The following is a 24,862-nucleotide window of genomic DNA, read 5'->3' as shown; positions in this document are numbered from 1 at the left end:
GCGGTTGGCCACGCGAGGGACCAGCATGAAGGCGTTCACCACGCGTGCGCGTAAGCTCGGACTGATCGGTCTGGCATTTATTTGCCTGATAATAGGTCTAATTACCGTCTGGACCCCATTGCCGACTGGCGTCCCCCTGTTGGCGGCTGGGATTGTAATCCTTGTAAGTATCTCGCCCACGGCGCGCCGCCTGGTGCGGAGGGCACGGATGAATTCGTCCCCGTTGGACCGCGGGGTCGCGTTCATCGAGGCACGGGCGCACCGCAGCATGGCGACAATGCTCAAAAGGACCCGCCCGCTCGCCCGGAAGATCGAAGCGAAAGGCGCCATCGCGGCGGCCAACAAGGCGCTGGCCTCGTCGCGGGCCAGAAAAGCGACGCCGCGCCGCAGTCACTGAGCGCCCACAGTGCGGGTCAAATAGGATAAATGTCCGCAGTGCTCTCCGTCAGACGCCGCGGGGGAAGGGGCCTTGACGCCTACGGTCCAGGCATGCCGTATTGAGAGGCAAACTTAATTAGGGAGCGGCACCCTGGCGAACAACGGCGCGAATACTGCGGGCGCAAACGTCAAATTTGACGGCGTGCAGAAGAGCTACGACGGCGAGACGCTCGTCGTGAAAGATCTCAATCTCGACATTGCACCTGGCGAATTTTTGACAATGCTGGGTCCTTCCGGCTCCGGCAAGACGACTTGCCTGATGATGCTTGCCGGCTTCGAACCCCCGACCCACGGGGAAATTTACCTTGATGGCAACGCCATCGGCCAGCTGCCGCCCCACAAGCGCGGCATCGGTATGGTGTTTCAGAACTACGCGCTGTTTCCGCACATGACGGTGGGGGAGAACCTCGCCTATCCGCTCAAGGTGCGCGGCATGGGCAAGGCCGACATCAAGGCGCGGGTCGAGCGTGCTCTCGGCATGGTCGAACTTGGCGGTTTTGGCGGGCGGCGGCCGGCGCAGCTTTCCGGCGGTCAGCAACAGCGGGTGGCCGTGGCGCGGGCGCTGGTCTTCGAGCCCAACCTTGTCTTGATGGATGAGCCGCTGGGTGCGCTCGACAAGCAGCTGCGCGAGCAGATGCAGTACGAAATCAAGCACATCCACGATAATATCGGCGTCACCGTCGTCTACGTCACGCACGACCAGACCGAAGCGCTGACCATGTCCGACCGCGTCGCGGTGTTCAATGACGGGGTTATCCAGCAGCTTTCGCCGCCTGTGGAGCTTTACGAGCACCCCAAAAATTCGTTCGTGGCGCAATTTATAGGCGAAAATAACAAGCTGTCCGGCAAGATTGTCGAAGTAAACAACGGGTCATGCAAGGTAGAGCTTGATCGCGGTGGTGAGGTTCTCGCAACCGCAGTTAATATTGACGGCGTGGGTTCGCGCACTACGTTGTCATTAAGGCCCGAACGAATCTCGATCAACGAGACTGGTGAGGATAACACCCTGTCCGGGCGGATCGAGGAACTTATCTACCTCGGCGATACCATCCGGGCACGCCTCAATGTTGCCGGGAACGACCAGTTCATCGTCAAGGTGCCAAACCATGGCGATGATCGGGATCTGACCGAGGGCGAAGACGTGACGGTCGGCTGGCGTACCAGCGACTGTCATGCACTCGACCCGATCGATACCAACGGGGCGTGAACCACGCCTGATGCGCGGCTGATAAACGACGCCGCGGAACAGCGCGAAATTATGACGATACCGCGCAGCGCTCAACGCCTGCCGGTTTGAAATAACTTAGGAGAATGCAGCTTGATTAAACAGATCGCACTCGGAACCGCAGCCTCTGTAATGGCCATGACTGGCGCAATGGCCCAGGACCCGCTGACGATCGTTTCCTGGGGTGGTGCTTACTCCGGTTCGCAGCGCGCTGCGTACCACGATCCGTACACGGAAAAGTCCGGCACCAAGATCCTGGAAGAAGACAAGTCGAACCAGGCGCTTGCCGGGATCCGGTCCCAGGTCGAGGCGGGTAACGTCTCCTGGGATGTGGTCGACATGCTTCAGTCCGACGCGCAGCGTGCCTGCGACGAGGGTCTCGTCCTCGAAATCCCGTTCGACGAATGGCTTGCGGCTGCGCCCGACGGCACACCCGCCAGCGAGGACTTCATCGAAGGCACCACCGGCGACTGCTTCATTCCGCAGATCCTGTATGCGACCATGTTCGCTTACAACACCGAAGCCTTCCCCGACGGTGGCCCGCAGACCATTGCGGACATCTGGGACATGGAAAAATTCCCCGGCACCCGCTCGCTGGAGAAGATCCCCCAGAAGAACCTCGAATGGGCTCTGATCGCCGATGGCGTTTCGCCTGACGAGGTGTACACGGTGCTCGCCACCGAAGAGGGCCAGGACCGCGCGTTCGCCAAGCTCGACGAGATCAAGGACAACGTGATCTGGTGGGACGCCGGCGCGCAGCCGCCGCAGCTTCTGGCAGACGGTGAAGCCGCCATCGCAACGGCGTACAATGGCCGTATCTTCAACGCCCAGGTGAACGAGGACCAGCCGTTCGAGATCATGTGGGACGGCCAGATGTTCGAGGTTGATGGCTGGGTTGTGCCCGCCGACAACGAAGGTCAGCTGGAGCAGATCAAGGACTACCTGTTCTTCGCGACCGACACCCAGCGTCTTGCGGACCAGGCCAAGTACATCTCCTACGCTCCGGCGCGGACGTCTTCGGTCGATCTGGTTGGAAACTTCTGGAAAGATGAAGACGGCAAGTGGGTCGAGACCGACATCGACATGAAGCCGCACATGCCGACGCAGGCTGACAACTTCAAGAACGCCATCCAGTTCGACACCGAATTCTGGGCTGACTATGGCGACTCGCTTGAAGAGCGCTTCAACGCATGGCTTTCCTCGTAAAGCACTGACAGCGCCCGCCGGATCATCCGGCGGGCGTTTTTTCTGGCCTGACTGAAGACCTGCGGCATTGCTCCCGCCGCCCGTGACCGGGGATCATCCATGACTGCGTTGAGCCGAGCCTCCGCCTGCACCCGCTGCAGCAGAGCCGCCTGCCCATGAGCAGCGCGACCGCCACGCCTTCCGGCCAGCCGCTGACAACTGCGGACGGCAAGCCCCTCAAGCAGGCGCTGCGCGCCGCCAACGGTCGAGCCCGGCGCAATGCCATGCTCCTGGTGCTCCCGTTGTTCGCGTTCCTCCTGATTACCTACACCATTCCCATCGTGCAGATGATGACCCGCTCGGTGCAGAACCCCGAGATTGCGGCCTATCTGCCCAAGACCACCGAAGCCATTGGCGACTGGGACAAGGAGGGCCTGCCCTCCGAAGCCGTTTACAGCGCCATGGTGGAGGACCTGAACGATGGTGGCCGCTCCACCATCGGCCGGGCGGCTGCGCGCCTCAATGCCGAGCTGCCGGGCGCTCGCTCCACCATGATGGGGTCCATGCGCGCTGCCGATGAATTGGCCGCCCCCTTCAAGGAAGGGCTGATTGCCGACGATGACGAATGGGGCAAGCCCGAGATCTGGAAGCTGATCCAGCGCGAATCCCGCACCATCACGCCGGCCTATTATCTTCGTGCGCTGGACTACGAGTACAACACCGACGGTGAGGTCGTGGAACGGCCGGAGAACCTTCAGGTCTACCGCGGGATCTTCTGGCAGACGGCGTGGATGAGCCTTCTCATCACGTCGCTGACCATCATCCTCGGCTATCCCATCGCGTACCTTCTGTCGAACCTCCCGGCCAAGAAGGCCAACCTACTGATGATCCTCGTCCTTCTGCCGTTCTGGACATCGCTGCTGGTGCGGACGTCGGCGTGGATCGTGCTCCTCCAGCAGGAGGGCGTGGTCAACGACCTGCTGGTGCTGTTCAATATCGTCGGCGACGACGGGCGCGTGCGGCTGATCTACAACCGCATCGGCACCATCATCGCGATGACGCACATCCTTCTGCCGTTCATGATCCTGCCGCTCTACTCGGTGATGAAAACCATCCCGCCGAGCCTGACGCGGGCCGCCCGCTCCATGGGCGCTACCCCGTTGCGTGCTCACCTGACCGTGTATTTTCCGCTGACCATTCCGGGGCTTGCGGCCGGCGTTCTGCTCGTCTTCATCCTTGCGATCGGGTACTACATTACCCCGGCGCTTGTCGGCGGCGAATCCGGCGTGTTCATCTCCAACCTCATTGCAGACCGGATGACCGGCTCGCTCTCCCAGCTGCGCCTGGCCCTTGCGCTGGCAACGCTGCTCCTTGTGGGCGTGCTCGTCTTCTACTGGCTGTTCAACAAGCTTGTCGGCGTCGACCGGCTGAAGTTCGGGTAAACGACCATGGCGCTTCCCCAACATGCGAGCCGTCTGGAACGGGTCTGGCACTGGACTTACCTGGTGATCTGCGGGCTGATCTTCTTCTTCCTGATCGCGCCGATCGTGGTGATCATCCCGCTGTCGTTCAACGCCGAGCCCTACTTCACCTTCACCAGGGAAATGCTGACGTTCGACCCGGCCGGCTGGTCGCTGCGCTGGTATGAGGCGCTTCTGGGCAGCGACGAGTGGATGTCGTCCATCGGCAACTCGTTCTTCATCGCCATCACGTCGACCTTGATTGCCACCACCCTTGGCACGCTGGCAGCGCTTGGCCTGTCGCGCCGCGAGATGCCACTGCGTGCGCTGATCACCGCGTTCCTGATCTCGCCTATGATCGTGCCGCTGATCATCACCGCGGCAGCGCTCTTTGCGTTTTATGCCCGCGTGAACCTGTCGCAGACCTACTTCGCCATCATCATGAGCCACGTGGTGCTGGGCGCGCCCTTTGTGGTGATCACGGTGACGGCGGCACTGTCCGGCTTCGACAACCAGCTGATCCGGGCCTCTCAATCCCTCGGTGCAAACCAGACCACCACGTTCTTCAAGGTGATCCTGCCGCTGCTTCTGCCGGGGATTGTGGCGGGTGCGCTGTTTGCCTTCATCACGTCGCTGGATGAGGTGGTGGTGGTGCTGTTCCTGGCGGGTCCGGAGCAGACGCCGATGACGGTGCGGATGTTCTCCGGCCTGCGCGAGGAAATCAGCCCCACCATTCTGGCGCTGGCGTCCATTCTGGTGGCCCTTTCGGTGCTGCTGCTCGCCACCATGGAGATGATCCGCCGCAACACCGAAAAGCAGCGGACCGGCGGCTGAGCACCTGCGCGCCGGGTGCGGCGCGGGCAAGGTTGACCGGGCCGTATCGACGGGCATGATTGGCGCCGGGTGACAGGGCAGCGATGCTGCCGGGAGGTGCTTGTGGCGCTCACACGGCGTTCTGCTCTGGCAGGCTTTGGTTGCGCGGTTGCGGGGGCCGCTCTGGCGCGGCCATCCATTGCGCGTGCGGCCACCCCGTTCACCCGTCCGCCGCTCCCCTTCGCCGAGGATGCGCTCGAGCCGCATCTGTCAGCGCGGACCGTTGCGCTCCACGCCAACGTCTTTCATCAGGGCTACGTGGACCGGCTGAACCTCCTGGTCGAGGGCACCGCCTATGCGGACATGTCGCTGGAAGAGGTGATCCGGGCAGCTGGTGATGCCGGCGACCTTGCCGTCTATGAGATGGCGGCCGAGCACTACAACCACACTTTCTATTTCGCGCAGTTTGCGGGTGGTCCGTCGCCGCCGGGCCCGGTGCTGGAAGAGGCGATCAACCGTGAGTTCGGCGGGCTGGACGGTTTTGCCCACGAACTGGTGATCGCATCGTCCGGCGTGTTCGGCACCGGATGGGTCTGGCTGAGCGCGGAAGGGGAGGGCCTCTACCTCGAAGGCTGGCCCGATGCCGACAGCCCGCACGCCATCGGACGGCAGCTGCTGATGGGCATCGATCTGTGGGAGCACGCCTACATCTTCGACTACGACGCCCGTGTGGAAGATTATGTGCGCGCAGTGGCAAGCCAGCTCGTCAACTGGGCCGCAATCGAGCAGCGCTACATCGACGGTGAATAAAGAGTGCCGGTCGCTTCCGGTGGCACTGAGCCGGCCTGCCCGGATGGCGTATCCCGTAGACCCTAGAGCGGGGAGGAAAGCTGCTTGGCAACGACCGTCACGGCGGAGGCCTTGCCGGAGGATACCGTGAAGGACTGGCGGAATTCGGTGTCGCGGTGTTTGGCAACCACGGCATAGTCGCCTGCCGCAAGGGTCACGTTGGCGTGGGCGCCGACCCGTTCGAACACTTCTTCGCCTTCGCCATTATAGACCGTCCACGCCGTGTCCGCGATGGCTTCGCCGCCGGTATTGCGGACAAGCTTGAGGCTGATTTCGCCAGCCTTATGGCGGAGCGACACGCGGGTCAGCTTCCCCGCTTCGACCAGAACGTCCGCTGTGCGAACCGCGTTGACGTTCCCGTATTTGCTGATGACGTGGTAGTTGCCGGCCGACAGGCGGGCAATGGCCCCGGCGCGGACGTTGCCGACGAGCTGGCGCTCGCCATTGCGAAGCGAATAGACTTCAAACTTTGCGGGATTCTTGCGGTCTACGGTGTCCACGCCGTCCACCTCGGCGTTCAGCTGGAGGCCACCGGCGTTGAGCACGAATGTCTCGCTGGTGGCAGAACCCCTGACGTTGACCACGCGGGAGACCGCAGCGCGGCCGTAGGCGACATGGACGATGTAGCGGCCCGGCTTGACCCGTAGTTCCAGATCGCCGCCGCGGCCCTTGTGGACCAGCGGAAGCTCGCCATTGGCATCCGGAAAGTCGCGGAAGACGCGCCAGACCAGGCCGTCACCGATCGGATCGCCATTGTCGGCAAGTTTGCCGACCACATAAAGCGTCGACTGGGTGGCGCTGGCAGGCTCCAGCGACGGGCCGTTCGCCGGGGCGTAGGCGACAACGGACCCGTCCATCGTATTCCCGCCATTTACCATGCGGGCGATTGCCGACTGCGGGTCGGCCCCGGCGGGCAGAATTGGTTTAGGCTTGGGGATGGGCGTCGCCGCCACGGCGGCGGTCGGCACAACGAAGCACGAAAGGAAAAAGCAGGTTGCCCAGCGGTTCATCGTGTCCCTCGTCATTCCCCACACTGTTGCGAAAAAGACGCACAGCGGGGCCGCACATCATGTGCGCATTCAGATTGCCTGAGCGATCACTGTATTTCAACGATCGCAGCAGTTTGACACCAAAAGTGCTGTTTACAAACGAAGGATCGGGCAATGAGCAATCTGCGTGACTATTTGGCAACGCGTCGGACGGTGCCGTCGGTGCAGCTCACGGAGCCGGCGCCGGATGCGGCAATGCTCGACGCGATGCTGAAAAGCGCAGCGCGCGTCCCCGACCATGGCAAACTGGCACCCTGGCGGTTCATCGTCTTTGCAGGCGATGCGCGTGTGTACGCCGGGGAACAGTTTTGTGCAATCGCACATGCGGATGATAATCCTGCAAGGCGGGAGGCCGAGCTCACTCGCTTCACGCGGGCACCTCTGGTGGTTGCCGTCGTCAGCACGGCAGAAGTCCACGCCAAGATCCCAGAATGGGAACAGATCCTGTCTGCCGGGGCGGTTTGCCTCAACCTGATGCACGCTGCGGCAGCCCATGGTTTCTCGGCGCAGTGGCTGACCGAGTGGATGGCCTACGACGACGCGGCCAAGGCATCCATCGGCATAAAGCCGGCGGAACGGGTGGCCGGGTTCATCCACATCGGCACGCCCGGTATGGCGCCCGCCGACCGTGCCCGTCCCGACATGGAAGCCATCACAACGCGGTTCGTCCCACCCGCCGATCCGGCAAACTGAGGCCACTTAAATGCAATACGACCCTCGCGTGAACGACCACGGGCTGCCGCACGACCCCTTCAAGGCGCTGGTGGCACCCCGTCCGATCGGTTGGATCTCGTCGCTGGATGCCGAGGGGCGGCCCAATCTGGCGCCCTACAGCTTCTTCAATGCGGTGTGCGACCACCCGCATCTCGTTATGTTTTCGTCGTTCGGAGCGAAGGACAGCCTGTCCAATGTGGAGGCAACGGGCGAGTTCGTCTGCAACCTTGCCACCTACGATCTGCGCGAGGCGATGAACCGCTCGTCCGCGCCGCTGGAGCACGGGGAGTCCGAGTTCGCGTTTGCCGGGCTTGAAACCGCGCCGTCCACCTTGGTGAAGCCGCCCCGCGTGGCCGCGACGCCCGTTGCGATGGAGTGCGTTTACGTGGAGACGGTCGCGCTGAAAAACGCGGCCGGGGAGCGGGGGCGTTACACCATGGTGCTTGGCGAGGTGGTGATGATCCACATCGACGAGAGCGTGCTGGTGGACGGGATGGTCGACCTCACCCGCCTTCAGCCCATCGCCCGCTGCGGCTACCGCGACTATGCGGCCACCACCACGCTGTTCCAGATGGAGCGGCCGAAGGGCTGAGCCGCCCAGCCCGTTGTCAGAACGGAAACTCGCGCGGCATGACCAGGAGCGTCGGCATGTCGGGCAGCGTGTTCAGCGAGACGGTCAGCGTCGGTCCGGGATTCATGGCGACGGCCAGGCCGTCGGCGCGGGTCCGGGCGGCAAACTCATTCAGATTGTAGTTGCTGAACCAGTGCATGGGGATGGCGAGCGACGCGCGCAGCCGGCTGATGACGCTCATCATTTCGCCATGCGGCATGGTGCGTCCACCGTCGATGGGGACGAACACGATGTCGAGCCGGCCGATCTCGGCAATCTGGGCGTCGTTCAGCTCCTGATGCAGGTGGCCGAGGTGGCCGATGCACAACCCCGCAATCTCGAACACGAAGATCGAGTTGCCGCTTTCCTCGATGGTGCCGCCCCAGGAGCGGATGTCGCTGGGCACGTTCCGGATCACCACCTCGCCCACATTCAGAAAATGGTTCGCCCGGCCGCCCTCGGGGTTCCAGCCCTTGAGCGCGTGGGGGATGCCGGGGTCGGGATTGGGGGTCCAGTGGCTGGAATGGGCATGGTTCATGGTCACCACGTCCGGCAGTTTGTCGCCCCCGTGGGTGCCTGAATAATCGGTCGCGATGGTGGTGCCGTCGGGCGCGACGATGCGGAAGGTGGAATGGCCGACGTAGCTGATCTCCACCGCATAGGGGTCAGCGGTGCCTGTGGCGGCGCGCCAGATCTTGGCGCCGGGCAGGTTGTTTGCGATGGCCTGACAGTTGGAAACCTGTGCGGCCGCAGGCGCGGCGAACAGCGCAACCGCGAGCCCCGCCAGAGCCAGTGCCTTGAAAGTTGCGTGCATCGAACAGTCCTTCCTCACCGGGTTGAACGGAAAGTTCGGATGCGAGGGTCGGGCCATCCAAGGCGGATCGCAAGTCACGCGGGCGTGACGCAATGGCGCAAGGGGGCGCCTGCACGGGCAGGCGTCGCGGCGCTGTGCCGCTCAGGTGCGCTTGCGCTGGGTGATGCTGCGCTGCGCGGGCTGCAGCTGCGATGCGTCGTGCGCCCGGCGGAAGTAGGGTTTGCTCAGAAGCTCGGAGCGGATGATGAAGTCCGCCGTCGTTTCGGTTGTGGCCACCGCAATCTGGGCGATTGTGGCAATACGCAGCAGGGGCGCGGGGTCCACATCGTGCGGCTGGGCCGTCAGCGGATCGGAAAACAGGATCAGAATGTCGATCTGGTTGTCGGCGACCAGCGCGCCAAGCTCCAGGTCGCCGCCCAGCGTGCCGGCGCGCAGGCACGTCACGTCAAGGTTGGTGGCCTCCATGATGACGCGGCCGGTGTTGCCGGTCGCGGTCAGAACATGGTCGGAGAGGACCGCCTCGTTGGCAAAGGCCCATGCGCCGAGCTGCACCTTGACGGCGTCGTGTGCAGCCAGCCCGATGCGCTTCTGCCCCTCCATCAAGGTTTTTTGCGGAAGGCGTCCAGGGAGACGACCTCGGCCCCCTCGGTGGCCGCGGGCGGCGTGGCGGCTTCGTCGTCATCGTCCGCGTCGCCGGCATCGTCGTCCTGGGCGGGCGGCTGGACGGCTGCTGCGGCCAGCGATGGCACGGCTGTGGGACCCGTCGGCTTCTGCGCCTCGGGCGAATTGTTGGCCGGGTCGAACTGAAGACCGAATTGCACCGACGGGTCGAAGAACCCTTTCACCGATGCGAACGGGACCAGCAGGCGTTCCGGCACACCGCCGAACGACAGCCCCACCTCGAACGTGTGTTCGGTGACCGAGAGATCCCAGAACTGGTGCTGCAGCACCACGGTCATCTCCTCCGGATGCTGCTGGCGCAGCCGGGAGGACATGCGCACGCCGGGCGCAGTCGTGTCGAACGCGATATAGAAGTGATGCTCGCCGGGAAGACCGCCGTCGGCCACCTCGCGCATCACTTTGCGCACGACACCGCGCAGGGCGTCTTGCACCAGAACGTCGTAACGGATGAGGTCGTCAACCACGATCCACCTCCTTCAATGCGGCATAGGTAGCGTGTCCGCCCCATCAATCCAACGGGTCATGATTGCGGTATTGATCGGCACGGGTGTTTTTTTAGCAGTCGCGATCTTTTCGGCCTTTGCAAACCGCGTGACAAGTCGTTTACGCGGCAAGAGCACTGAAATAGCTGGTTTGTCCGGCGTGACGCTGTGCCCGGCGCACGGAACTGGCGGCACTTGCACGCTGTATGGGCCTGCAAAGGTTGTGGTCCGCGATGCTGGAATGAAGTGGAGGCTTCTGTTGCCGGGTGCCTCCGAACCCCGCCTCGCCCGGCTAAGGGAAAGGGCTTAGTCAAGGTTATCGCACTGCGTTACGCAGCGAGACGAGCCTCAGCATAGTTGTCATTTGCAACTACAGGTTTGGTCCGATAACGGTGGTACCATACCGAGCGAAAGAAAAGCCTTTACACCCTCGTCGATCCTATTTCGCCCCCGCCGAAACCGCGTCCCGCACTGTGGGTCGCGGCTTGGGTGGAGGCGCCGGGTACCGCCCCCGGGTCCGAAGAGCTTATTGCGCTAACCATTTATCGCCATAGCCAACCGTCGCTGGCAAAACGGAATATAGGGGAGAGAGCGCGGTTTGAGAAGGGTGGAAACGGCGGGGATATCGTCTGGACAGGCGCAAACGTGGCTTGAAGTTGGCTTGCGGGCAGGCTCAGGTCTGTCCAAACGTCAAGCAGTCCGGTGGACGCGATCGGCCAAACGATCGGATGCACGGGCGAGGAGGCCGCCTTGGACGCCTATCACCAGCTCCTAAAACGGGTCCTCGACGAGGGCGTCCGCCAGGCGGACCGCACCGGCGTCGGCACCCTGTCCGTATTCGGCCATCAGGACAGGTACGACCTGTCGAAGGGCTTGCCGCTCGTCACCACCAAGAAGGTGCACCTGAAATCGGTGGTGGCGGAGCTACTATGGTTCATCGCCGGTGAGACCAACGCCGGCCAGCTGCGTGAGCGCGGTGCCACCATCTGGGACGAGTGGGCGGATGCCGATGGCGCGCTTGGTCCGATCTACGGCCACCAGTGGCGCGCATGGCCCACCGAGAACGGCCCCATCGACCAGCTCGCCCGCGTGGTGGAGGCGATCAAGAGCGATCCGGCTTCCCGCCGCCACATCGTCTCGGCGTGGAATGTCGGCGATCTCGACAAGATGGCGCTGCCGCCCTGCCATCTTCTCTTCCAGTTCCACGTGGCCGCCGGCAAACTGTCCTGCCAGGTCTACCAGCGTTCCGCCGACGTTTTCCTCGGCGTGCCGTTCAACATCGCGTCCTATGCGATCCTCACCCACATGATGGCGCACGCCACAGGGCTGGAACCCGGCACCCTCGTCCACACGCTCGGCGACGCGCATCTTTATCTCAACCACCTCGACCAGGCCCGCCTGCAGCTCACCCGCGAACCGCGCCCGCTGCCGACCCTGTCGCTTGACGGCGCGCCGCGCGATCTCTTTGCCATCAAGGCAGAGCACATCGTCGTCGAGGGTTATGACCCGCATCCGACCATCAAGGCTCCCATTGCCGTCTGATACCAACATCGCGCTGATTGTCGCAGCCGCTGAAAACGGCGTGATCGGGCAAAACGGGCAGATCCCGTGGCGGCTGTCCAGCGACCTCAAGCATTTCAAGGCGCTGACCCTCGGGCACACCGTGGTGATCGGCCGGCGCACGCACGAGTCCATCGGCCGGCCGCTTCCCGGCCGGCGGACCATTGTGGTCACCCGTGCGCCGCTGGAGGGCGTGGAGACGGCGCAAAGCCTGGCCGAAGCCGTGGAGCGGGCGGGCCGCCCGGTGTTTCTGGCGGGCGGCGAGGGGATCTACACCGAAGGGATGGCGCTGGCGGACACCATTCATCTCACCCGCGTTCATGCCGCACCGGAGGGGGACACGCGCTTCCCCGATATCGACGAAGCCGCGTTCGCGCTGGCCGAAGAACGACCGGGCGTTCGCGGTCCGAATGATGACCACAACTTCACCTACATGACCTTTCGGCGCCTGAAGGCCTGTCGCTGATTGAAACATTGCGCTGCGTCGGCCTATATGCGCCTTGCGCGTTTGGCCGCGTTTGCGCTCCGACAGCGGGTGCCTATGTGCACAAACGAGATTGTGCGTAGCGCGATAGATTTCGGACTTTGAGGGGAGCGGGAATGCCCTGGAACAACCAGTCGGGCGGTAAAGGCGGCGGACCATGGGGCGGCGGTGACGGCCCATGGGGCGGCGGCGGCAACAGCAACGGCCCGAACAAGCCCAACCCATGGGGGCAAGGACCCCAGCGTGGTGGCAACGATCAGGGTTCGCCCGATCTTGAGGATCTGCTGCGCCGCAGCCAGGACAAGCTGAAGCGCGTGCTGCCCCGCAAGGGCGGTGGCGGCAACGGCGCGGGCGGCGGCGGTGGTGGCCCGTCGGCTGGTGCCATCGGTGCACGCGGCGTGCTGCTCGCGATCATCGCGGCGGCCGTGGTCTATGGCCTCACCGGCTTCTACCGCGTCGGCCCCGGCGAACTCGGCGTCGAGCTGGTGCTCGGCAAATACCAGAGCACCACGCAGCCGGGCCTGAACTACAACTGGCCGTACCCGTTCGGTGAGGTCTACACGCCGGACGTGCTGCGTATCCGCGAAGTCAACATCGGCTCGACCGGTGAGGGACGCGGCGGGGACGTGCCGCAGGAAAGCCTGATGCTGACCGGCGACGAGAACATCGTCGACGTGGACTTCAAGGTCCAGTGGCGCATTTCCGACCCCGCCAACTATCTCTTCAACGTGGAAGATCCGGCCGGTACCGTGAAGCAGGTCGCCGAGAGCGCGATGCGTGAAGTGGTCGGCCAGAAGAACATTCAGCCGATCCTGACCCAGGAGCGGCAGCAGATCGAGCAGGACGTTCAGGCGCTCATGCAGGAGACGCTGGACAGCTACGGCGCCGGCATCGAAGTCAGCCAGGTGCAGACCCAGAAGGTCGACCCCCCGCAGGCCGTCATCGGCGCGTTCCGTGACGTGCAGACAGCCCGCGCGGACCAGGAGCGCTTTCAGAACGAAGCGGATGCCTACGCCAACGACATCGTTCCGCAGGCCCGCGGTGAAGCCGCCCGGATCGTGGAAAACGCCAGCGCCTACCGCGACCAGGTCGTCGCCGAGGCAACCGGTGAGGCGGACCGTTTCCTCTCGGTCTACGAAGAGTACCGCAAGGCGCCGGAAGTCACCCGGCAGCGGATCTATCTTGAAACCATGGAGCGCGTTCTGGCCGGCACCGACAAGATCATCATCGACCAGAGCGGCAACGGCTCCGGCGTCGTCCCCTACCTTCCGCTTGACCGGCTGAACGAAGCCCGGCCTGCGGCCAACCAGACCCAGGGAGCCCGATAATGCGCGTCGGCCTCATCGCCTTTCTCGTGATCCTGGCGGCCGTCGTGGTCGCCGCGCTCAACTCCTTCTTCATCATCAACCCGACCCAGCAGGCGCTGGTCCTGCAGTTCGGTGAAGTGCGCCAGGCCGTGCGCGATCCGGGCATCAACGCCAAGATCCCGTTCGTGCAGGACGTGCGCTACCTCGACAAGCGGGTGCTGGACCTCAACGTCCCGGCGCAGGAAATCATTGCGGCGGACCAGAAGCGCCTCGTGGTGGACGCGTTCATGCGCTACCAGATCGCCAATCCGGTGCGCTTCTACCAGACGGTGAACAACGTGAACGAAGGTGCGTCGCGCCTGTCCACGTACGCCCAGTCCTCGCTGCGTGCCGTGCTCGCCGATGCGACCTTCCAGGACATCGTTCGCGATGACCGGCCGGAGCTGATGAGCCGCATCCAGCAGGACGTGGCGGCCCGTGCGCGGGACATCGGCGTGGAAGTGGTGGACGTGAAGATCCGGCGCGCCGATCTGCCGGAAGCCAACTCCGAAGCCATTTTCCAGCGGATGCAGACCGAACGCGAGCAGGAAGCCACACAGATCCGCGCGCAGGGCCGTGAAGCCTCGCAGCGTGTCCGTGCGGCGGCCGACCGGACGGCAACGGTGCTGCGCGCCGAAGCCCAGCGGGAGGCCGAGCAGGTCCGTGGTCAGGGTGACGGTCGCAAGAACGCGATCTTCGCCGAGGCCTACACGCAGGACCCGCAATTCTTCGCGTTCTATCGCGCGATGCAGGCCTACGTGGAATCGCTGGCAGCTCAGGACACCCGCCTCGTCCTGTCGCCGGATGCGGACTTCTTCCGCTACTTCAACGATCCGGCGGGCCTTTCCCGCACGGCCCGTGCCGCCGGCGAGCGTGCCGACGGTCTCGCCTCGCGCGAGCAGACCGGCGACGCCAACCTTCCGGCGCCTGACCTGACCGCAACGCAGACGGATGCGCCGATCGTCCGCCCGGCCGATGAGGTGACGAAGGCCACGGCCGCCGAAAGCGTTGCGGAGGCCCAGGCCAACCTCGATGCGGTTGTCGAAGAGGCGAAGGCCGCAGCGCAGGCCGGTCTTGAGGCCGCGCTCGAAGTGGACCTTGGCAATGACGAGCCTGCACCGGCCGGTGAAGGCGCAGCGGCGCCCGAGACCACGGTGACCCCGTCGTCGGAAGCCGCCGCAACCGCGCCGGCAACCGAACCGGCGAACGATGCTGCATCCGATAGCGATGTGGCGCCGCAGGAGGGTGCCGACGCGTCCGGCGCCACCACGCCGGCCGAGGAGAGCACCGCCGAAGCGGTGGCCAACGCAGACCCGGCACCGCTGCCTGCCGCAAACAGTGCTGCCAACGCTGACGTGAATGCCGATACCGGTTCGGGTGCTGCGGCCCCTGCGCCCGCTGCGGCAACCGCAGGCGTCAACGAGACGCAGCGCGGCAACGTGACCATCGTCCGGCCCGAGCAGAAGACCGAATGAATGAAATTTTCTTGGCGGCGGGCCTCGTGCTCGCCGTCGAGGGCACGATTTACGCGCTCTTTCCGAAGACCATGCGCGATCTTATGGCGCGGATGATGGACACGCCGCTCGACACGATGCGTGTGGGCGGCGTCGTTGCGCTTGCCGCCGGCGTTGTTATCGTCTGGCTTGCACGAGGCTGACCCGTATCTGACCTCGGGCTGTCTGCGTGACCTGACTCTGACGCAAATATTTCAAATAGCGGGTATGCTGGCCCGGGTTCGAGCATAGGGGGGTTCAATGACGTCACCCATGAAAAACGTGGCGACCGCGGCTGCTGCGGTTGGCCTGTTGCTCCTGTCGGCGACCGTGCCGGCACCCACGCACGCTCAGGAGGTTGGCCCTCGCTCCGTGGCAGACCTTGCCGAGGGTTTGCTCGATTCGGTGGTCAACATTTCCACCTCGCAGCGCGTGGAAGGGCGGCGCCCCGCAGCCCCGTCCACCGATTCAGAAGAGGGCGAAGACACCCCCTTCCAGGAATTCTTCGACGATTTCTTCGACCGTGACGAAGGCAGCCCCGACCCGCGCCGCGTCCAGTCGCTGGGCTCCGGCTTCGTCATCTCCGCCGATGGCGTCGTGATCACCAACAACCACGTCATCAAGGACGCGGACGAGGTGATCGTGAACTTCGCCGACGGCCGCAAGCTCGAAGCCGAAATCGTCGGCCGCGATCCGAAGACGGACCTGGCGGTCCTGCGCGTCACACCCGAAGATCCGCTGAAACCGCTGGACTTCGCCGCATCCGACGACATGCGCGTCGGCGACTGGGTGATGGCCATCGGCAACCCGTTCGGCCTTGGCGGCACGGTGACGGTGGGCATCATCTCCGCCCGCAACCGCAACCTGCAAAGCGGCCCCTACGACGACTTCCTGCAGACCGATGCCGCCATCAACCGTGGCAACTCGGGCGGTCCGCTGTTCGACATGGACGGCAACGTCGTCGGCATCAACACTGCCATCATTTCCCCCAGCGGCGGCTCCATCGGCATCGGCTTTGCCATCCCCTCCGAGATCGCCACCGCCGTCATCACCCAGCTTCTCGAATATGGCGAGACGCGGCGCGGCTGGCTCGGCGTGCGCATCCAGGAAGTGAGCGACGACATTGCCGACAATCTGGGCATGGACGAACCCACCGGCGCGCTGATCGCGGGCGTGGAGGATGACGGGCCGGCCGCATCAGGCGGCATGCAGGCCGGCGACGTGGTGACGCTGTTCGATGGCAAGGAAGTGGATTCCATGCGTGAGCTGCCGCGCATTGTCGCCAACACCGCCATCGGCAAGCGGGTTGCCGTCACGGTGCTGCGTGAAGGCAAGTCCGTGGAGCTTGCCGTCGATGTCGGCCAGCTGGAGGAAAGCGAAGCCCGCGCTGCCCTTGCGGTCGATGACGAGGCCGAGGAGCCCGCCGCCGACACCGAGGTGGGCCTTACCCTTCTGGGCATGGAGTTGAAGGCATTGTCGGAAACCCAGCGCTCCACATTCGAGATCGAGAAGGATATCGAAGGCGTGGTGGTCACCGCCGTCGAAGCGGACGGCCGGGCAGCCGACAAGCGGATCGTGCCAGGCGACATCATCCTCGAAGTTGGCCAGCGCGAAGTGAAAACGCCGCAGGACATCGAGGCGCGCATTGCCAAGCTCAAGGAGGATGGCCGCAAGACCGCACTCCTGACGCTGTCCAACAACGAGGGCGACCTGCGCTTCACGGCCCTTCGGCTGGAAGACTGATATCCGGCCCGGCGAACCCGATCGCGCTTCGGGCCGTTGGTCCTGAAGACGAGGAGGAACCCCATGACCCGGAAATTCGCGACCATCGCCGCAGCCTGCGCCTTGTGCGTCGGCGCGGCATCCATCGCCCAGGCACAGACGTCGCCGGCCGATACCGGACCCGGTGCAAACCCGGACGATCGGTTCCAGATCGAGCGCGTAGGCGAGGACATCCTGCGGCTCGACCGGACGACCGGCGAGGTCCAGCTCTGCGCCCAGTCCCAGCCGATGTTCACCTGCCGCACGGTGGTGCGGCGTGAAGCGCCCGAAGGCGAGCGGGGCTTCCCGGCATCCGGCGAGATGCTTGCCGAGAACCAGGCGCTGAAAGCCGAGGTCGAAGTGCTCAAGCAGCGCCTCGGCATGATCAAGGCGCTGGTGGATGACGTTGATCCCGTCGCGGTGGACGCGGGGTCGGGCAACACCCGCCGCCGCGACCTGAAAGAGGCGATCGACGTGACCGATTATGCATTCCGCCGCTTCCGCGACCTCGTAAAGTCGCTGAATGAAGACGAGGAGACCGGCCGGTGATTGCCGCCGGCAAGACAATCATCAACGCCGCCGCCAGCGGGCCTTGCTGATGGCGGTCGAGACCCTGTCGGACACGCCCGTTGCGCGCGTTGTCCGCGGCCGGCTGACGGTGCCGACACGCGGCCCCGGCTTTACCGACATCACCCGCGATGTACGCAGCTGGCTGCATGAGATCGGCGCGGGGGCAGGCCTTCTCACGGCGTTCGTGCGGCACACCACGGCGTCGCTCACCATCCAGGAAAATGCCGACGACGACGTGCAGGCCGACCTTCTGGACAGCCTTGCGACGCTCGCGCCGCCAAATGCCGGCTACCGCCACAACGATGAAGGCGCCGACGACATGCCCGGCCACATCAAGGGGATGCTGTGCGACGTCAGCCTTGCCATCCCCTGTGCCGAGGGCGGGATGTCTCTGGGCACCTGGCAGGGGATCTATCTCATCGAGCACCGGGCCCGGGGCCGGGCGCGCGAGGTCGAGCTGGCCTTCGTCGGCTAGAGCCGAGCCGCCTTTGCGCAAAGGAGAGAGGCGCTGGCGCCGTGGCGCCAGCCATTCTTCATCGCGGCGGATTGCTTGCCAGAAAATCACCCATCCGGCCAACGCCTTCCAGAATGCGGTCCTTGGCGGCGGCGTAGGACAGGCGCACATAGCCCTCGCCCAGCGTCCCGAAATCCGGCCCGCCAATCAGCGCAACGCCGGTTTCCGCCAGAAGCGCGTCGGCGAGGGGCTTCGCCTTCCAGCCCGTGGCGCTGATGTTGGGGAACGCGTAGAACGCCCCCTTGGGCACTGCGCATGTCACCCCCGGCAGGGCGCCGAGCGCAGCCGTCACGGCTTTGCGCCGGTCGTCGAAGGCGCTCACCATGTCGTCTGCCGCATCCTGCGGTCCGGTCAGTGCCGCAATGCCTGCATATTGTGCCGGCGCGTTGACGCAGGACCACGCATTCACCGCCAGCTTGCGCGCCTTGTCGAACAACGCATCAGGCCAGAGCGACCAGCCGAGCCGCCAGCCCGTCATCGCGTAGGTCTTCGAAAAGCCGTCCAGCAGGATCAGCCGGTCGCGCAGTTCCGGAAACGAGCCCAGTGAAAGGTGCTCCTGGCCATCATACGTCATCCGGCTGTAGATCTCGTCGGACATCACCGCCACGTTGGGGTGCACTTCGAGGATCCTGGCCAGCGCCCGCACATCGTCTGGGGTGCTGACACCGCCGGTGGGGTTTGCCGGCGAGTTGATGATCACCAGCCGCGTCTTCTCGGTGATCCGCTCCGCAACATCGGCCGGGGAAAAGGCGAAACCGTTTTCCTCGCGGATCGGCAGCGGCACCGGGGTGGCGCCGGTGAACTCGATCATCGAGCGATAGATCGGGAATCCGGGGTCGGGGTAAAGGATCTCGACGCCGGGTTCGCCGAACATGCCGATGGCCATGTACATGGTCACCTTGCCGCCTGGCACGATGAGGATGTTGTCGGGCGAGGTGTCGACGCCGGTGCGCATGGTCATGTCGGCCGCAACCGCTTCGCGCAGCGCCGGAATGCCGGGGGCAGGCGTATAGCCGTGGTGGCCATCGCGCAGCGCCTTCACGGCGGCTTCGACAATGTGCGGCGGGGTCGGGAAATCCGGCTGGCCAATGCCAAGGTTGATGACGTCCATCCCCCCGGCGGCGAGCGCATTGGCTTTTGCAAGCACGGCGAATGCATTTTCCTCGCCGATGCGGTCAAAGCCCGAAATTGTTGTCAGCATCAAGGTCTCCTCCGGTGCGGCGGTTTACCGTACGCGCGAGGCCGCGGCCAGAGGCTTGCGCTACTGCACCTCGGGTTCGTGGGAGGCGATCACCTGCCCGCGCACCCGCTCGCGGTGGAGGATGTAAAGGCCGGCGCCAGCGATGATGGCGGTGCCCACAATGGTCAGCGTGTCCGGCACGTCGCCGAAGATGAGGAAGCCGAACAGGATCATCCACACCATCTGCGTGTAGATGAACGGCGCCAGTGTGGAGGCGCCGGCCGTCCGGTGCGCGACAACGAGCGCGTAGTGCCCCACCGCGCCGAACAGGCCCATCATGAATGCCAGTGTCCAGAGCTTGGGTGTGGTGAGGCTCGAAACGGCGCTGTAGGCGACCGGGGAGAGGACGAAGACGCCCACCAGCGCGGACATCATGAGGAGGCTTTCAGCCGATTCGGTCTTGTTCATCTTGCGGGTCAGGAGCGCGTACATCGCATAGTTGAACACCGAAATGAGCGACAGGATGATGGCCCAGTGCATCACGCCCATGCCGGGCCGGGTGACGATCAGCACACCCACGAAGCCGACGCCGACGGCCGCCCAGCGCCGGATGCCGACCTTTTCGCCGAGGATCGGTCCGGCAAGGGCGGTCACGATCAGCGGCGAACAGAACATGATGGCACTGGCTTCGGCGAGCTGGAGATATTTCAGCGCCCAGAAATTGAAGTAAGTGGCGCCGAGAAGATGAAGTCCGCGCAGAAGCTGCATCCACGGACGACGGGTGCGGAATGCCTCGAAATGAGACCACACGCGCAGGAAGATGCCGAGGAGGATGACGTGGGTGGAATAGCGCAGCCACACGATGTCGATGGAAAGAAGCTGCGCCTCGCCTAGGAATTTGGCGGTGGCATCGAGGCAGGCGAACATTCCCGCCGCGACCATCATCAGAAGGATCGCGCGCAAGGTCCCGCTGTCTGAAAATTGCGGCGCTATCGGCACTCAGGTGGTCGCGTCTTCGGCGGTGTCGTCTTCGTCGTCGTCACTGTCGGGGCCGATGGGGGCGCCGCCGGCCTTGAGCAGGTTCTTTTCCACCTTGCGCAGATATTTGCGGAAGCGCTTGCGGTCCTTCTCGTCGAAGCCTTCGAGCGCCTCTTTCTCAAGCCGCTTGCAGATCTTGTCGATGTCGCCGATCAGCGCCCGGCCGGGTTCGGTGAGATGGACGCGGGACAGGCGGCCGTCGTCGGGCGAGGTCTGCCGCATCACGAAGCCGTAGGCCGCAAGGCGCGTCACCATCTTGGTGACGGTGGGGGGCTGGACGCCAAGCTCCGCGGCAAGCTCGCTCATGGTCATGCCGTCCTGCACCGTCAGCGCCTTGAGGACGCCTTCCTGGCCGGGGTGGAGCCCTATTCCCGAAAGACGCGTTCCAAACCGGGACCGCTGGGCCTTGGCGGCCTGCGTCAGACGATAAATTGTGGTCTTGGAGTATTGGAACGGCATCGGCACCTCACGGAGTGCCCATCGAACGGCGCGATGCGCCGCAGGACAGGTCGAAACCCTTTCGGGTGCATAGGCCCCTGAAACTCAACCCGCAAGGGTTCTAGAGCTTGCCGACCAGCCGCTCGACGTGCTGCGCATAGGCGGTGCGCTGTTCATGCGTCGACGTGTCGATCTTGTAGATCGCGGCGTAGCGCGTCTTGCAGCGCGGATGGCAGATGAAGCGCATCCCGCGCAGGATCGTGCGGCGGCCGGGCTCGCCGATGAATTTGGACTGGAGCCAGCGCGCACCGCAGCTGGTGACGATGGCGAGCGTCCGGATATTGGCGAGCTGGCCGCTGATCGGCGCCTCTTCGGAGGGCATGGAAAAGGTAGCGTGGGGGACGAGCACCCGGTCGAGCCAGCCCTTCAGCATCGCGGGCAGGCCGAACCACCAGGTGGGGTAGACGAAAATCAGCGTATCGCACCATCTGAGGTCCGCCAGCTCTCCGGCCACGGGGCGCTCGTTCTCGCCTTCCGTGTGGTAGCCGGCGCGCTCGGCACGGTCCATCACGGGCTCGAAGCCGTCGCCGTAAAGGTCGCGCACGCGCACCTCGGCGCCGCGGGCATCAAGCGCGGCCAGAGCGCGGTCGCGCAGGTGCGCGGTGAAGCTCTCAGGATTGGGATTGCAGTAGACGAGAAGGACTTTCATCAGGCGGACAATGTCGGGAACAGGTAGGGTTTGCCGTAGTCGTAGGACGGGTTGTCCCAGGCGACCATCTTGCCGGGGTTGAGGAGACCCTTGGGGTCGGCCCGGCGCTTGAAGGCGAGCTGCACTTCGTCGGTCTGCTTCATGCCGCCTTCCTCCAGCGTATAGCGGTGCGGGTTGAAGATCGGGCAGCCCTCGTCCTCGTGGATCCGGATGATCTCCTCCAGCCGCTCTTCGGTGGTGTAGCGCACCAGGGGCAGCCCGAAGCAGCCGACCGCACCGTCGAAGCGGACGAATTCCAGATGCGTGGGCATCTCCTCGCCAAAGCGTTCGGCAAGTTTGATGACCTTGTCGGCGATGGAGGGCTGGGGATAGAGCGATTGCAGGTAGGTGATGGCCGGGTCCACGCGCAGCGCCCGCAAGGTGGTGTGGTTCCAGCCAAGCTCGAATGCGGCGGGGAGGGTGCGCCGGACATCCTCGGCAAGCTGGTCGCTGCGCATGGTGAGGGTGCCGCCCGCGCGGCGGGCCATGTGCGCCACGTCGCTCGCGGCAAAGGGAGCGGCCATGACCATCATCAACGCCTCGCCGTCCCGCACATAGGGCGCATGGCGGCGAAAATACGGCGTGACCCACATGTCGACCACGGAGAGGTTTTTCAGGAGCAGACCGTCGGCCCCGGCAAGCTGCTCGGCGCAGGTGGCGGCGCCGCGCAGGGTAGGGAAGGAGACCAGCATGTCCACCCAGTCGTAGGCGGGGGCAAGCGGCATCTCCACTTCGGTGATGACACCGGTGGTGCCGTAGGCGTGGCTCGCCTTGGCAAGGTCTGCGCCGCTGAGGTCGATCACAGAGGGGGCCGAGCCATCCATTGCCGCAATGCGCAGGCGGATGATGTTGCCGGTATCGCGCAACCCGCCCCAGCGGATGGAGCCGACGCCGCCGGAGCCGCCGGCAACGAAACCGCCGATGGAGGCCGTGTGGTAGGTGGACGGCGAAAGCCGCAGCTCCTGCCCGCTGGCCCGCGTTTCATTGTCGATGTCGGCAAGGATGGCACCGGGTTCGGCCACAACATAGCCCTGGCCGATGTGCTTCACCTTGTTCATGCGCGCCAGATCGAGGACGAGACCGCCGGCCAGCGGCATGGCCTGGCCGTAGTTGCCGGTGCCCGAGCCACGCACGGTCACCGGCACGTTGTTGCGGAAGCAGGCACCGAGGATGAACAGAAGCTCGTCTTCGCTGGTGGGTGCGGCCACGAGGTCGGCCGTCACGTTTTCGAGCTGGCGCTTCAGCACGGGGGAGTACCAGTAGAAGTCCCGGCTTTTCTGCTGGACGATCCGCGGATTGTCCTCCAGCGCGACACCGGCAAGATCGGACTTCAGGGCGTCAAGGTTCATGGCGCTGGGGCCTCAATAGGTGGCCATCGGGGAAAAGCGGGGCGGCCGGGCGATCGTGTCTGCAAGTTCCAGACCGCGCGGCACCCTGTGGAACTCAAGCCGGATTGCCGGCACCCTTGGCAACGGCATCAAGGGCCATCAATGTTTGCAGGAGGTGCCGCATGTCCGGCAGCGGGACCATGTTGGGACCATCCGACGGCGCGTTGTCCGGATCCTGATGGGTCTCGACGAAGACCGCCGCAACACCGACGGCCACCGCTGCGCGGGCAAGCGGCGGCACGAAGCGGCGGTCACCACCCGACGAGCCGCCAAGGCCGCCCGGCTGCTGTACCGAATGCGTGGCGTCGAACACCACGGGCGCGCCCATGGCGGCCATGATCGGCAGGGACCGCATGTCGGACACCAGCGTGTTGTAGCCGAAGGAGGCACCGCGCTCAGTCAGAAGCACGTTGGAATTGCCGCTCTCGGTGATCTTGGAGAGGACGTTCTTCATGTCCCAGGGGGCCAGAAACTGCCCCTTCTTCACGTTGACCACGCGGCCCGTTCTGGCGGCGGCAATCAGAAGGTCGGTCTGGCGGCAGAGGAAGGCGGGGATCTGGAGGATATCGCAGACCTCGGCAACGCTCGCGCACTGTTCGGCGGTGTGGACGTCGGTCAGCACCGGGACGCCGAATTCCTTGCGCACGTCCGCGAACACCGGCAGCGCCTTGTCGAGGCCCATGCCGCGCTTTCCGGACAGCGAGGTGCGGTTCGCCTTGTCGAAGCTGGACTTGTAGACGAAGCCGATGCCGAGCTCGCGGGTCAGCTCGGTGAGCGCGCCGGCCATGTCGAACGCATGGTCGCGGCTTTCCATCTGGCAGGGGCCGGCAATCAGCGTCAGCGGGCCGGTGTTGGAAAAGGTGATGGTGCCGAGGCGGACGGCGGCGTTGGGTCCGGGCATGGCGTCAGCGCACGCCGTAGCGCAGAAGATCGTGCACATGGACAATACCCACGGGGCGCTGGTCCTTGGTGACGAAGAGGCTGGTGATCGCCTTGGCGTTCATCTCCGCCAGAGCCTCGACGGCGAGCATTCCGCCCTCGATGGTCGCGGGGTTCGGCGTCATCACGCCGGCGGTGGTGGCGGTGATCAGGCCGGCGGACATGTGGCGGCGGAGGTCACCGTCGGTGACGATGCCGATCAGCGCGCCGTTCTTCATCACGCCGACGCAGCCGAACGCCTTGGAACTCATCTCGATCAGCGCCTCGCCCATGGGCGCGTCGTGCTCCACCAGCGGCAGGGCGTTCGCCTTGTGCATGATGGAATCGACGCGAGCGAGCTGGGCACCCAGCTTGCCGCCGGGGTGGTAGAGGCCAAAGTCGGTAGCGGAAAATTCGGCGTCGCTCATCAGGCCGATGGCGAGCATGTCGCCCAAGACCAGCTGCTGCATGGTGGAGGTGGTGGGCGCCAGCTGAAGCGGACACGCCTCGCGCACCTTGGGGTAGACCAGCGCAACGCTGGCAACGCGGGCGAGGGTGGATTTGGCGTTGCCGGTGATGGCGATCAGGGGGATTGCGAAGCGCTTGGCGTAGGTGAGGATGTCGCGCAGCTCGGCGGTTTCGCCGGAATTGGACAGGAGCAGGATCACGTCCTGCGGCGTCACCATGCCAAGGTCGCCATGGCTGGCTTCGGCGGCATGAACGAAGTGCGCCGGCGTGCCGGTGGAGGCGAGGGTCGCGGCAATCTTGCGGCCGATGTGGCCGGATTTGCCGAGGCCGCTGACGATCACCCGGCGGCGCGCGGGGCGGGGCGCTTCTGCGGCGGCATCGGTGATCAGCGCAATGGCATCGTCGAAGCGTTTGCCGAGCGTGCCGGCGAGGGCGCGGCGGATGGCGCCGATGGCCTGTTCCTGCGTCGCGGCGGTTTCGTCGAGCAGGGTGGTGAGGTTCGGCCGCACCAGCTCCGTCGTCTTCATGAGATCCATCTCCAACGCAAACGCGGTGCGCGAGCCTGTGCCATGGCGCCGGGGCGGGCAACGCGGCCGGGCGGCGGTTCTACGCAATCCCCGCTCTTCTGCGCGCAAA

The 24,862-nt window shown here is 64.8% G+C and carries 27 protein-coding genes and 1 other RNA gene; 16 read left to right on the top strand and 12 right to left on the bottom strand.

Going from position 1 to position 24,862, the window contains the following annotated elements; all coding sequences use genetic code 11:
• Window positions 1-25 precede the first annotated feature (25 nt).
• From RDV64_RS02645 to RDV64_RS02620, 6 genes are all read left to right on the top strand, one after another.
• Window positions 26-397, top strand: coding sequence for a hypothetical protein (locus RDV64_RS02645; protein WP_309197738.1), 372 nt, complete (start codon window positions 26-28; stop codon window positions 395-397).
• A 183-nt stretch (window positions 398-580) separates the two neighbouring features.
• On the top strand, window positions 581-1,645 hold the full coding sequence (locus RDV64_RS02640; RefSeq protein WP_375143787.1) for an ABC transporter ATP-binding protein: 1,065 nt from the start codon (window positions 581-583) through the stop codon (window positions 1,643-1,645).
• Between the two features lie 150 nt (window positions 1,646-1,795).
• Window positions 1,796-2,869, top strand: a complete 1,074-nt coding sequence (locus RDV64_RS02635; protein WP_309197737.1) for an extracellular solute-binding protein — start codon at window positions 1,796-1,798, stop codon at window positions 2,867-2,869.
• Window positions 2,870-3,024: 155 nt separating this feature from the next.
• Entirely contained in the window at window positions 3,025-4,290 is a 1,266-nt protein-coding gene (locus tag RDV64_RS02630; protein ID WP_309197736.1) for an ABC transporter permease, read from the top strand.
• A 6-nt stretch (window positions 4,291-4,296) separates the two neighbouring features.
• Window positions 4,297-5,142, top strand: coding sequence for an ABC transporter permease (locus RDV64_RS02625; protein WP_309197735.1), 846 nt, complete (start codon window positions 4,297-4,299; stop codon window positions 5,140-5,142).
• A 102-nt stretch (window positions 5,143-5,244) separates the two neighbouring features.
• Window positions 5,245-5,931 (top strand): Fe-Mn family superoxide dismutase, encoded by a 687-nt coding sequence (locus tag RDV64_RS02620; RefSeq protein ID WP_309197734.1) that lies wholly within the window; start codon window positions 5,245-5,247, stop codon window positions 5,929-5,931.
• Between the two features lie 62 nt (window positions 5,932-5,993).
• Here the strand turns inward: RDV64_RS02620 and RDV64_RS02615 are convergent, their stop codons facing one another.
• Complete coding sequence (locus tag RDV64_RS02615) at window positions 5,994-6,827, bottom strand: hypothetical protein (protein ID WP_309197733.1); 834 nt, start codon at window positions 6,825-6,827, stop codon at window positions 5,994-5,996.
• 306 nt (window positions 6,828-7,133) lie between these two features.
• Between RDV64_RS02615 and RDV64_RS02610 the strand changes: the two genes are divergently transcribed.
• Window positions 7,134-7,712, top strand: coding sequence for a nitroreductase (locus RDV64_RS02610; RefSeq protein ID WP_309197732.1), 579 nt, complete (start codon window positions 7,134-7,136; stop codon window positions 7,710-7,712).
• A 10-nt stretch (window positions 7,713-7,722) separates the two neighbouring features.
• Entirely contained in the window at window positions 7,723-8,325 is a 603-nt protein-coding gene (locus RDV64_RS02605; RefSeq protein WP_309197730.1) for a flavin reductase family protein, read from the top strand.
• A 16-nt stretch (window positions 8,326-8,341) separates the two neighbouring features.
• Here RDV64_RS02605 and RDV64_RS02600 read toward each other — a convergent pair whose 3' ends face one another.
• The 4 genes from RDV64_RS02600 to ssrA all read right to left on the bottom strand — a co-directional run bounded on the left by RDV64_RS02600 (window position 8,342) and on the right by ssrA (window position 10,929).
• Window positions 8,342-9,157, bottom strand: coding sequence for an MBL fold metallo-hydrolase (locus RDV64_RS02600; protein WP_309197729.1), 816 nt, complete (start codon window positions 9,155-9,157; stop codon window positions 8,342-8,344).
• A gap of 141 nt (window positions 9,158-9,298) precedes the next feature.
• Window positions 9,299-9,757 carry a methylglyoxal synthase gene (locus RDV64_RS02595; RefSeq protein WP_309197728.1) on the bottom strand — a complete coding sequence of 153 codons (459 nt, stop codon included), beginning with the start codon at window positions 9,755-9,757 and terminating at the stop codon, window positions 9,299-9,301.
• Window positions 9,757-10,302, bottom strand: a complete 546-nt coding sequence (locus RDV64_RS02590; protein WP_309197727.1) for a ClpXP protease specificity-enhancing factor SspB — start codon at window positions 10,300-10,302, stop codon at window positions 9,757-9,759. The genes RDV64_RS02595 and RDV64_RS02590 overlap by 1 nt, the downstream gene beginning before the upstream one ends.
• Window positions 10,303-10,565: 263 nt before the next feature.
• Window positions 10,566-10,929, bottom strand: a transfer-messenger RNA (tmRNA) gene (gene ssrA, locus RDV64_RS02585).
• A 141-nt stretch (window positions 10,930-11,070) separates the two neighbouring features.
• On the opposite strand from ssrA, the gene RDV64_RS02580 reads away from it, so the two are divergent.
• The 8 genes from RDV64_RS02580 (at window position 11,071) to RDV64_RS02545 (ending at window position 18,009) form a co-directional block, all read left to right on the top strand.
• Entirely contained in the window at window positions 11,071-11,862 is a 792-nt protein-coding gene (locus RDV64_RS02580; RefSeq protein WP_309197726.1) for a thymidylate synthase, read from the top strand.
• A complete protein-coding gene (locus tag RDV64_RS02575; RefSeq protein WP_309197725.1) occupies window positions 11,852-12,346 on the top strand; it encodes a dihydrofolate reductase in 495 nt (164 codons plus the stop codon). The genes RDV64_RS02580 and RDV64_RS02575 overlap by 11 nt, the downstream gene beginning before the upstream one ends.
• A gap of 134 nt (window positions 12,347-12,480) precedes the next feature.
• Window positions 12,481-13,692, top strand: a complete 1,212-nt coding sequence (gene hflK / locus RDV64_RS02570; protein WP_309197724.1) for an FtsH protease activity modulator HflK — start codon at window positions 12,481-12,483, stop codon at window positions 13,690-13,692.
• Window positions 13,692-15,185 carry a protease modulator HflC gene (locus tag RDV64_RS02565; RefSeq protein ID WP_309197723.1) on the top strand — a complete coding sequence of 498 codons (1,494 nt, stop codon included), beginning with the start codon at window positions 13,692-13,694 and terminating at the stop codon, window positions 15,183-15,185. Before hflK ends, RDV64_RS02565 begins: the two co-directional genes overlap by 1 nt.
• Window positions 15,182-15,367 carry a DUF2065 domain-containing protein gene (locus RDV64_RS02560; protein ID WP_309197722.1) on the top strand — a complete coding sequence of 62 codons (186 nt, stop codon included), beginning with the start codon at window positions 15,182-15,184 and terminating at the stop codon, window positions 15,365-15,367. Before RDV64_RS02565 ends, RDV64_RS02560 begins: the two co-directional genes overlap by 4 nt.
• A 97-nt stretch (window positions 15,368-15,464) precedes the next feature.
• Window positions 15,465-16,946 carry a Do family serine endopeptidase gene (locus tag RDV64_RS02555; protein WP_309197721.1) on the top strand — a complete coding sequence of 494 codons (1,482 nt, stop codon included), beginning with the start codon at window positions 15,465-15,467 and terminating at the stop codon, window positions 16,944-16,946.
• A gap of 63 nt (window positions 16,947-17,009) precedes the next feature.
• Entirely contained in the window at window positions 17,010-17,513 is a 504-nt protein-coding gene (locus RDV64_RS02550; protein ID WP_309197720.1) for a hypothetical protein, read from the top strand.
• Between the two features lie 49 nt (window positions 17,514-17,562).
• The gene (locus RDV64_RS02545; protein WP_309197719.1) at window positions 17,563-18,009 is read left to right on the top strand and encodes a secondary thiamine-phosphate synthase enzyme YjbQ; all 447 of its coding nucleotides are present in this window, start codon (window positions 17,563-17,565) and stop codon (window positions 18,007-18,009) included.
• Between the two features lie 58 nt (window positions 18,010-18,067).
• Here the strand turns inward: RDV64_RS02545 and RDV64_RS02540 are convergent, their stop codons facing one another.
• The 7 genes from RDV64_RS02540 to RDV64_RS02510 form a co-directional block, all read right to left on the bottom strand.
• Window positions 18,068-19,249, bottom strand: coding sequence for a pyridoxal phosphate-dependent aminotransferase (locus RDV64_RS02540; RefSeq protein WP_309197718.1), 1,182 nt, complete (start codon window positions 19,247-19,249; stop codon window positions 18,068-18,070).
• A gap of 60 nt (window positions 19,250-19,309) precedes the next feature.
• Window positions 19,310-20,191 (bottom strand): DMT family transporter, encoded by an 882-nt coding sequence (locus RDV64_RS02535; RefSeq protein ID WP_309197717.1) that lies wholly within the window; start codon window positions 20,189-20,191, stop codon window positions 19,310-19,312.
• A 36-nt stretch (window positions 20,192-20,227) separates the two neighbouring features.
• A complete protein-coding gene (locus RDV64_RS02530; protein WP_309197716.1) occupies window positions 20,228-20,725 on the bottom strand; it encodes a MarR family transcriptional regulator in 498 nt (165 codons plus the stop codon).
• Window positions 20,726-20,825: 100 nt separating this feature from the next.
• Window positions 20,826-21,413, bottom strand: a complete 588-nt coding sequence (locus RDV64_RS02525; protein ID WP_309197715.1) for an NAD(P)H-dependent oxidoreductase — start codon at window positions 21,411-21,413, stop codon at window positions 20,826-20,828.
• Window positions 21,413-22,801 (bottom strand): FAD-binding oxidoreductase, encoded by a 1,389-nt coding sequence (locus RDV64_RS02520; protein WP_309197714.1) that lies wholly within the window; start codon window positions 22,799-22,801, stop codon window positions 21,413-21,415. The genes RDV64_RS02525 and RDV64_RS02520 overlap by 1 nt, the downstream gene beginning before the upstream one ends.
• 94 nt (window positions 22,802-22,895) lie before the next feature.
• Window positions 22,896-23,741 (bottom strand): 3-deoxy-8-phosphooctulonate synthase, encoded by an 846-nt coding sequence (kdsA, locus tag RDV64_RS02515; RefSeq protein WP_309197713.1) that lies wholly within the window; start codon window positions 23,739-23,741, stop codon window positions 22,896-22,898.
• A 4-nt stretch (window positions 23,742-23,745) separates the two neighbouring features.
• A complete protein-coding gene (locus RDV64_RS02510; RefSeq protein ID WP_309197712.1) occupies window positions 23,746-24,753 on the bottom strand; it encodes a KpsF/GutQ family sugar-phosphate isomerase in 1,008 nt (335 codons plus the stop codon).
• Between the last annotated feature and the right edge of the window lie 109 nt (window positions 24,754-24,862).

It is taken from the genome of Acuticoccus sp. MNP-M23 (genome assembly GCF_031195445.1).
GTDB lineage: Bacteria > Pseudomonadota > Alphaproteobacteria > Rhizobiales > Amorphaceae > Acuticoccus.
This window is presented reverse-complemented; position numbering and strand designations above follow the sequence as displayed.

Excerpts from the sequence above, each read along its gene's own strand:
- RDV64_RS02600 (WP_309197729.1), bottom strand. The coding sequence starts at position 9,157 with ATGCACGCAACTTTCAAGGCACTGGCTCTGGCGGGGCTCGCGGTTGCG.
- RDV64_RS02555 (WP_309197721.1), top strand. The coding sequence starts at position 15,465 with ATGACGTCACCCATGAAAAACGTGGCGACCGCGGCTGCTGCGGTTGGC.
- RDV64_RS02625 (WP_309197735.1), top strand. The coding sequence starts at position 4,297 with ATGGCGCTTCCCCAACATGCGAGCCGTCTGGAACGGGTCTGGCACTGG.
- RDV64_RS02545 (WP_309197719.1), top strand. The coding sequence starts at position 17,563 with ATGGCGGTCGAGACCCTGTCGGACACGCCCGTTGCGCGCGTTGTCCGC.
- kdsA (WP_309197713.1), bottom strand. The coding sequence starts at position 23,741 with ATGCCCGGACCCAACGCCGCCGTCCGCCTCGGCACCATCACCTTTTCC.
- RDV64_RS02635 (WP_309197737.1), top strand. The coding sequence starts at position 1,796 with ATGGCCATGACTGGCGCAATGGCCCAGGACCCGCTGACGATCGTTTCC.
- RDV64_RS02595 (WP_309197728.1), bottom strand. The coding sequence starts at position 9,757 with ATGGAGGGGCAGAAGCGCATCGGGCTGGCTGCACACGACGCCGTCAAG.
- hflK (WP_309197724.1), top strand. The coding sequence starts at position 12,481 with ATGCCCTGGAACAACCAGTCGGGCGGTAAAGGCGGCGGACCATGGGGC.
- RDV64_RS02615 (WP_309197733.1), bottom strand. The coding sequence starts at position 6,827 with ATGGACGGGTCCGTTGTCGCCTACGCCCCGGCGAACGGCCCGTCGCTG.
- RDV64_RS02560 (WP_309197722.1), top strand. The coding sequence starts at position 15,182 with ATGAATGAAATTTTCTTGGCGGCGGGCCTCGTGCTCGCCGTCGAGGGC.
- RDV64_RS02605 (WP_309197730.1), top strand. The coding sequence starts at position 7,723 with ATGCAATACGACCCTCGCGTGAACGACCACGGGCTGCCGCACGACCCC.
- RDV64_RS02520 (WP_309197714.1), bottom strand. The coding sequence starts at position 22,801 with ATGAACCTTGACGCCCTGAAGTCCGATCTTGCCGGTGTCGCGCTGGAG.
- RDV64_RS02540 (WP_309197718.1), bottom strand. The coding sequence starts at position 19,249 with ATGCTGACAACAATTTCGGGCTTTGACCGCATCGGCGAGGAAAATGCA.
- RDV64_RS02510 (WP_309197712.1), bottom strand. The coding sequence starts at position 24,753 with ATGAAGACGACGGAGCTGGTGCGGCCGAACCTCACCACCCTGCTCGAC.
- RDV64_RS02565 (WP_309197723.1), top strand. The coding sequence starts at position 13,692 with ATGCGCGTCGGCCTCATCGCCTTTCTCGTGATCCTGGCGGCCGTCGTG.
- RDV64_RS02525 (WP_309197715.1), bottom strand. The coding sequence starts at position 21,413 with ATGAAAGTCCTTCTCGTCTACTGCAATCCCAATCCTGAGAGCTTCACC.
- RDV64_RS02610 (WP_309197732.1), top strand. The coding sequence starts at position 7,134 with ATGAGCAATCTGCGTGACTATTTGGCAACGCGTCGGACGGTGCCGTCG.
- RDV64_RS02630 (WP_309197736.1), top strand. The coding sequence starts at position 3,025 with ATGAGCAGCGCGACCGCCACGCCTTCCGGCCAGCCGCTGACAACTGCG.
- RDV64_RS02645 (WP_309197738.1), top strand. The coding sequence starts at position 26 with ATGAAGGCGTTCACCACGCGTGCGCGTAAGCTCGGACTGATCGGTCTG.
- RDV64_RS02550 (WP_309197720.1), top strand. The coding sequence starts at position 17,010 with ATGACCCGGAAATTCGCGACCATCGCCGCAGCCTGCGCCTTGTGCGTC.
- RDV64_RS02530 (WP_309197716.1), bottom strand. The coding sequence starts at position 20,725 with ATGCCGTTCCAATACTCCAAGACCACAATTTATCGTCTGACGCAGGCC.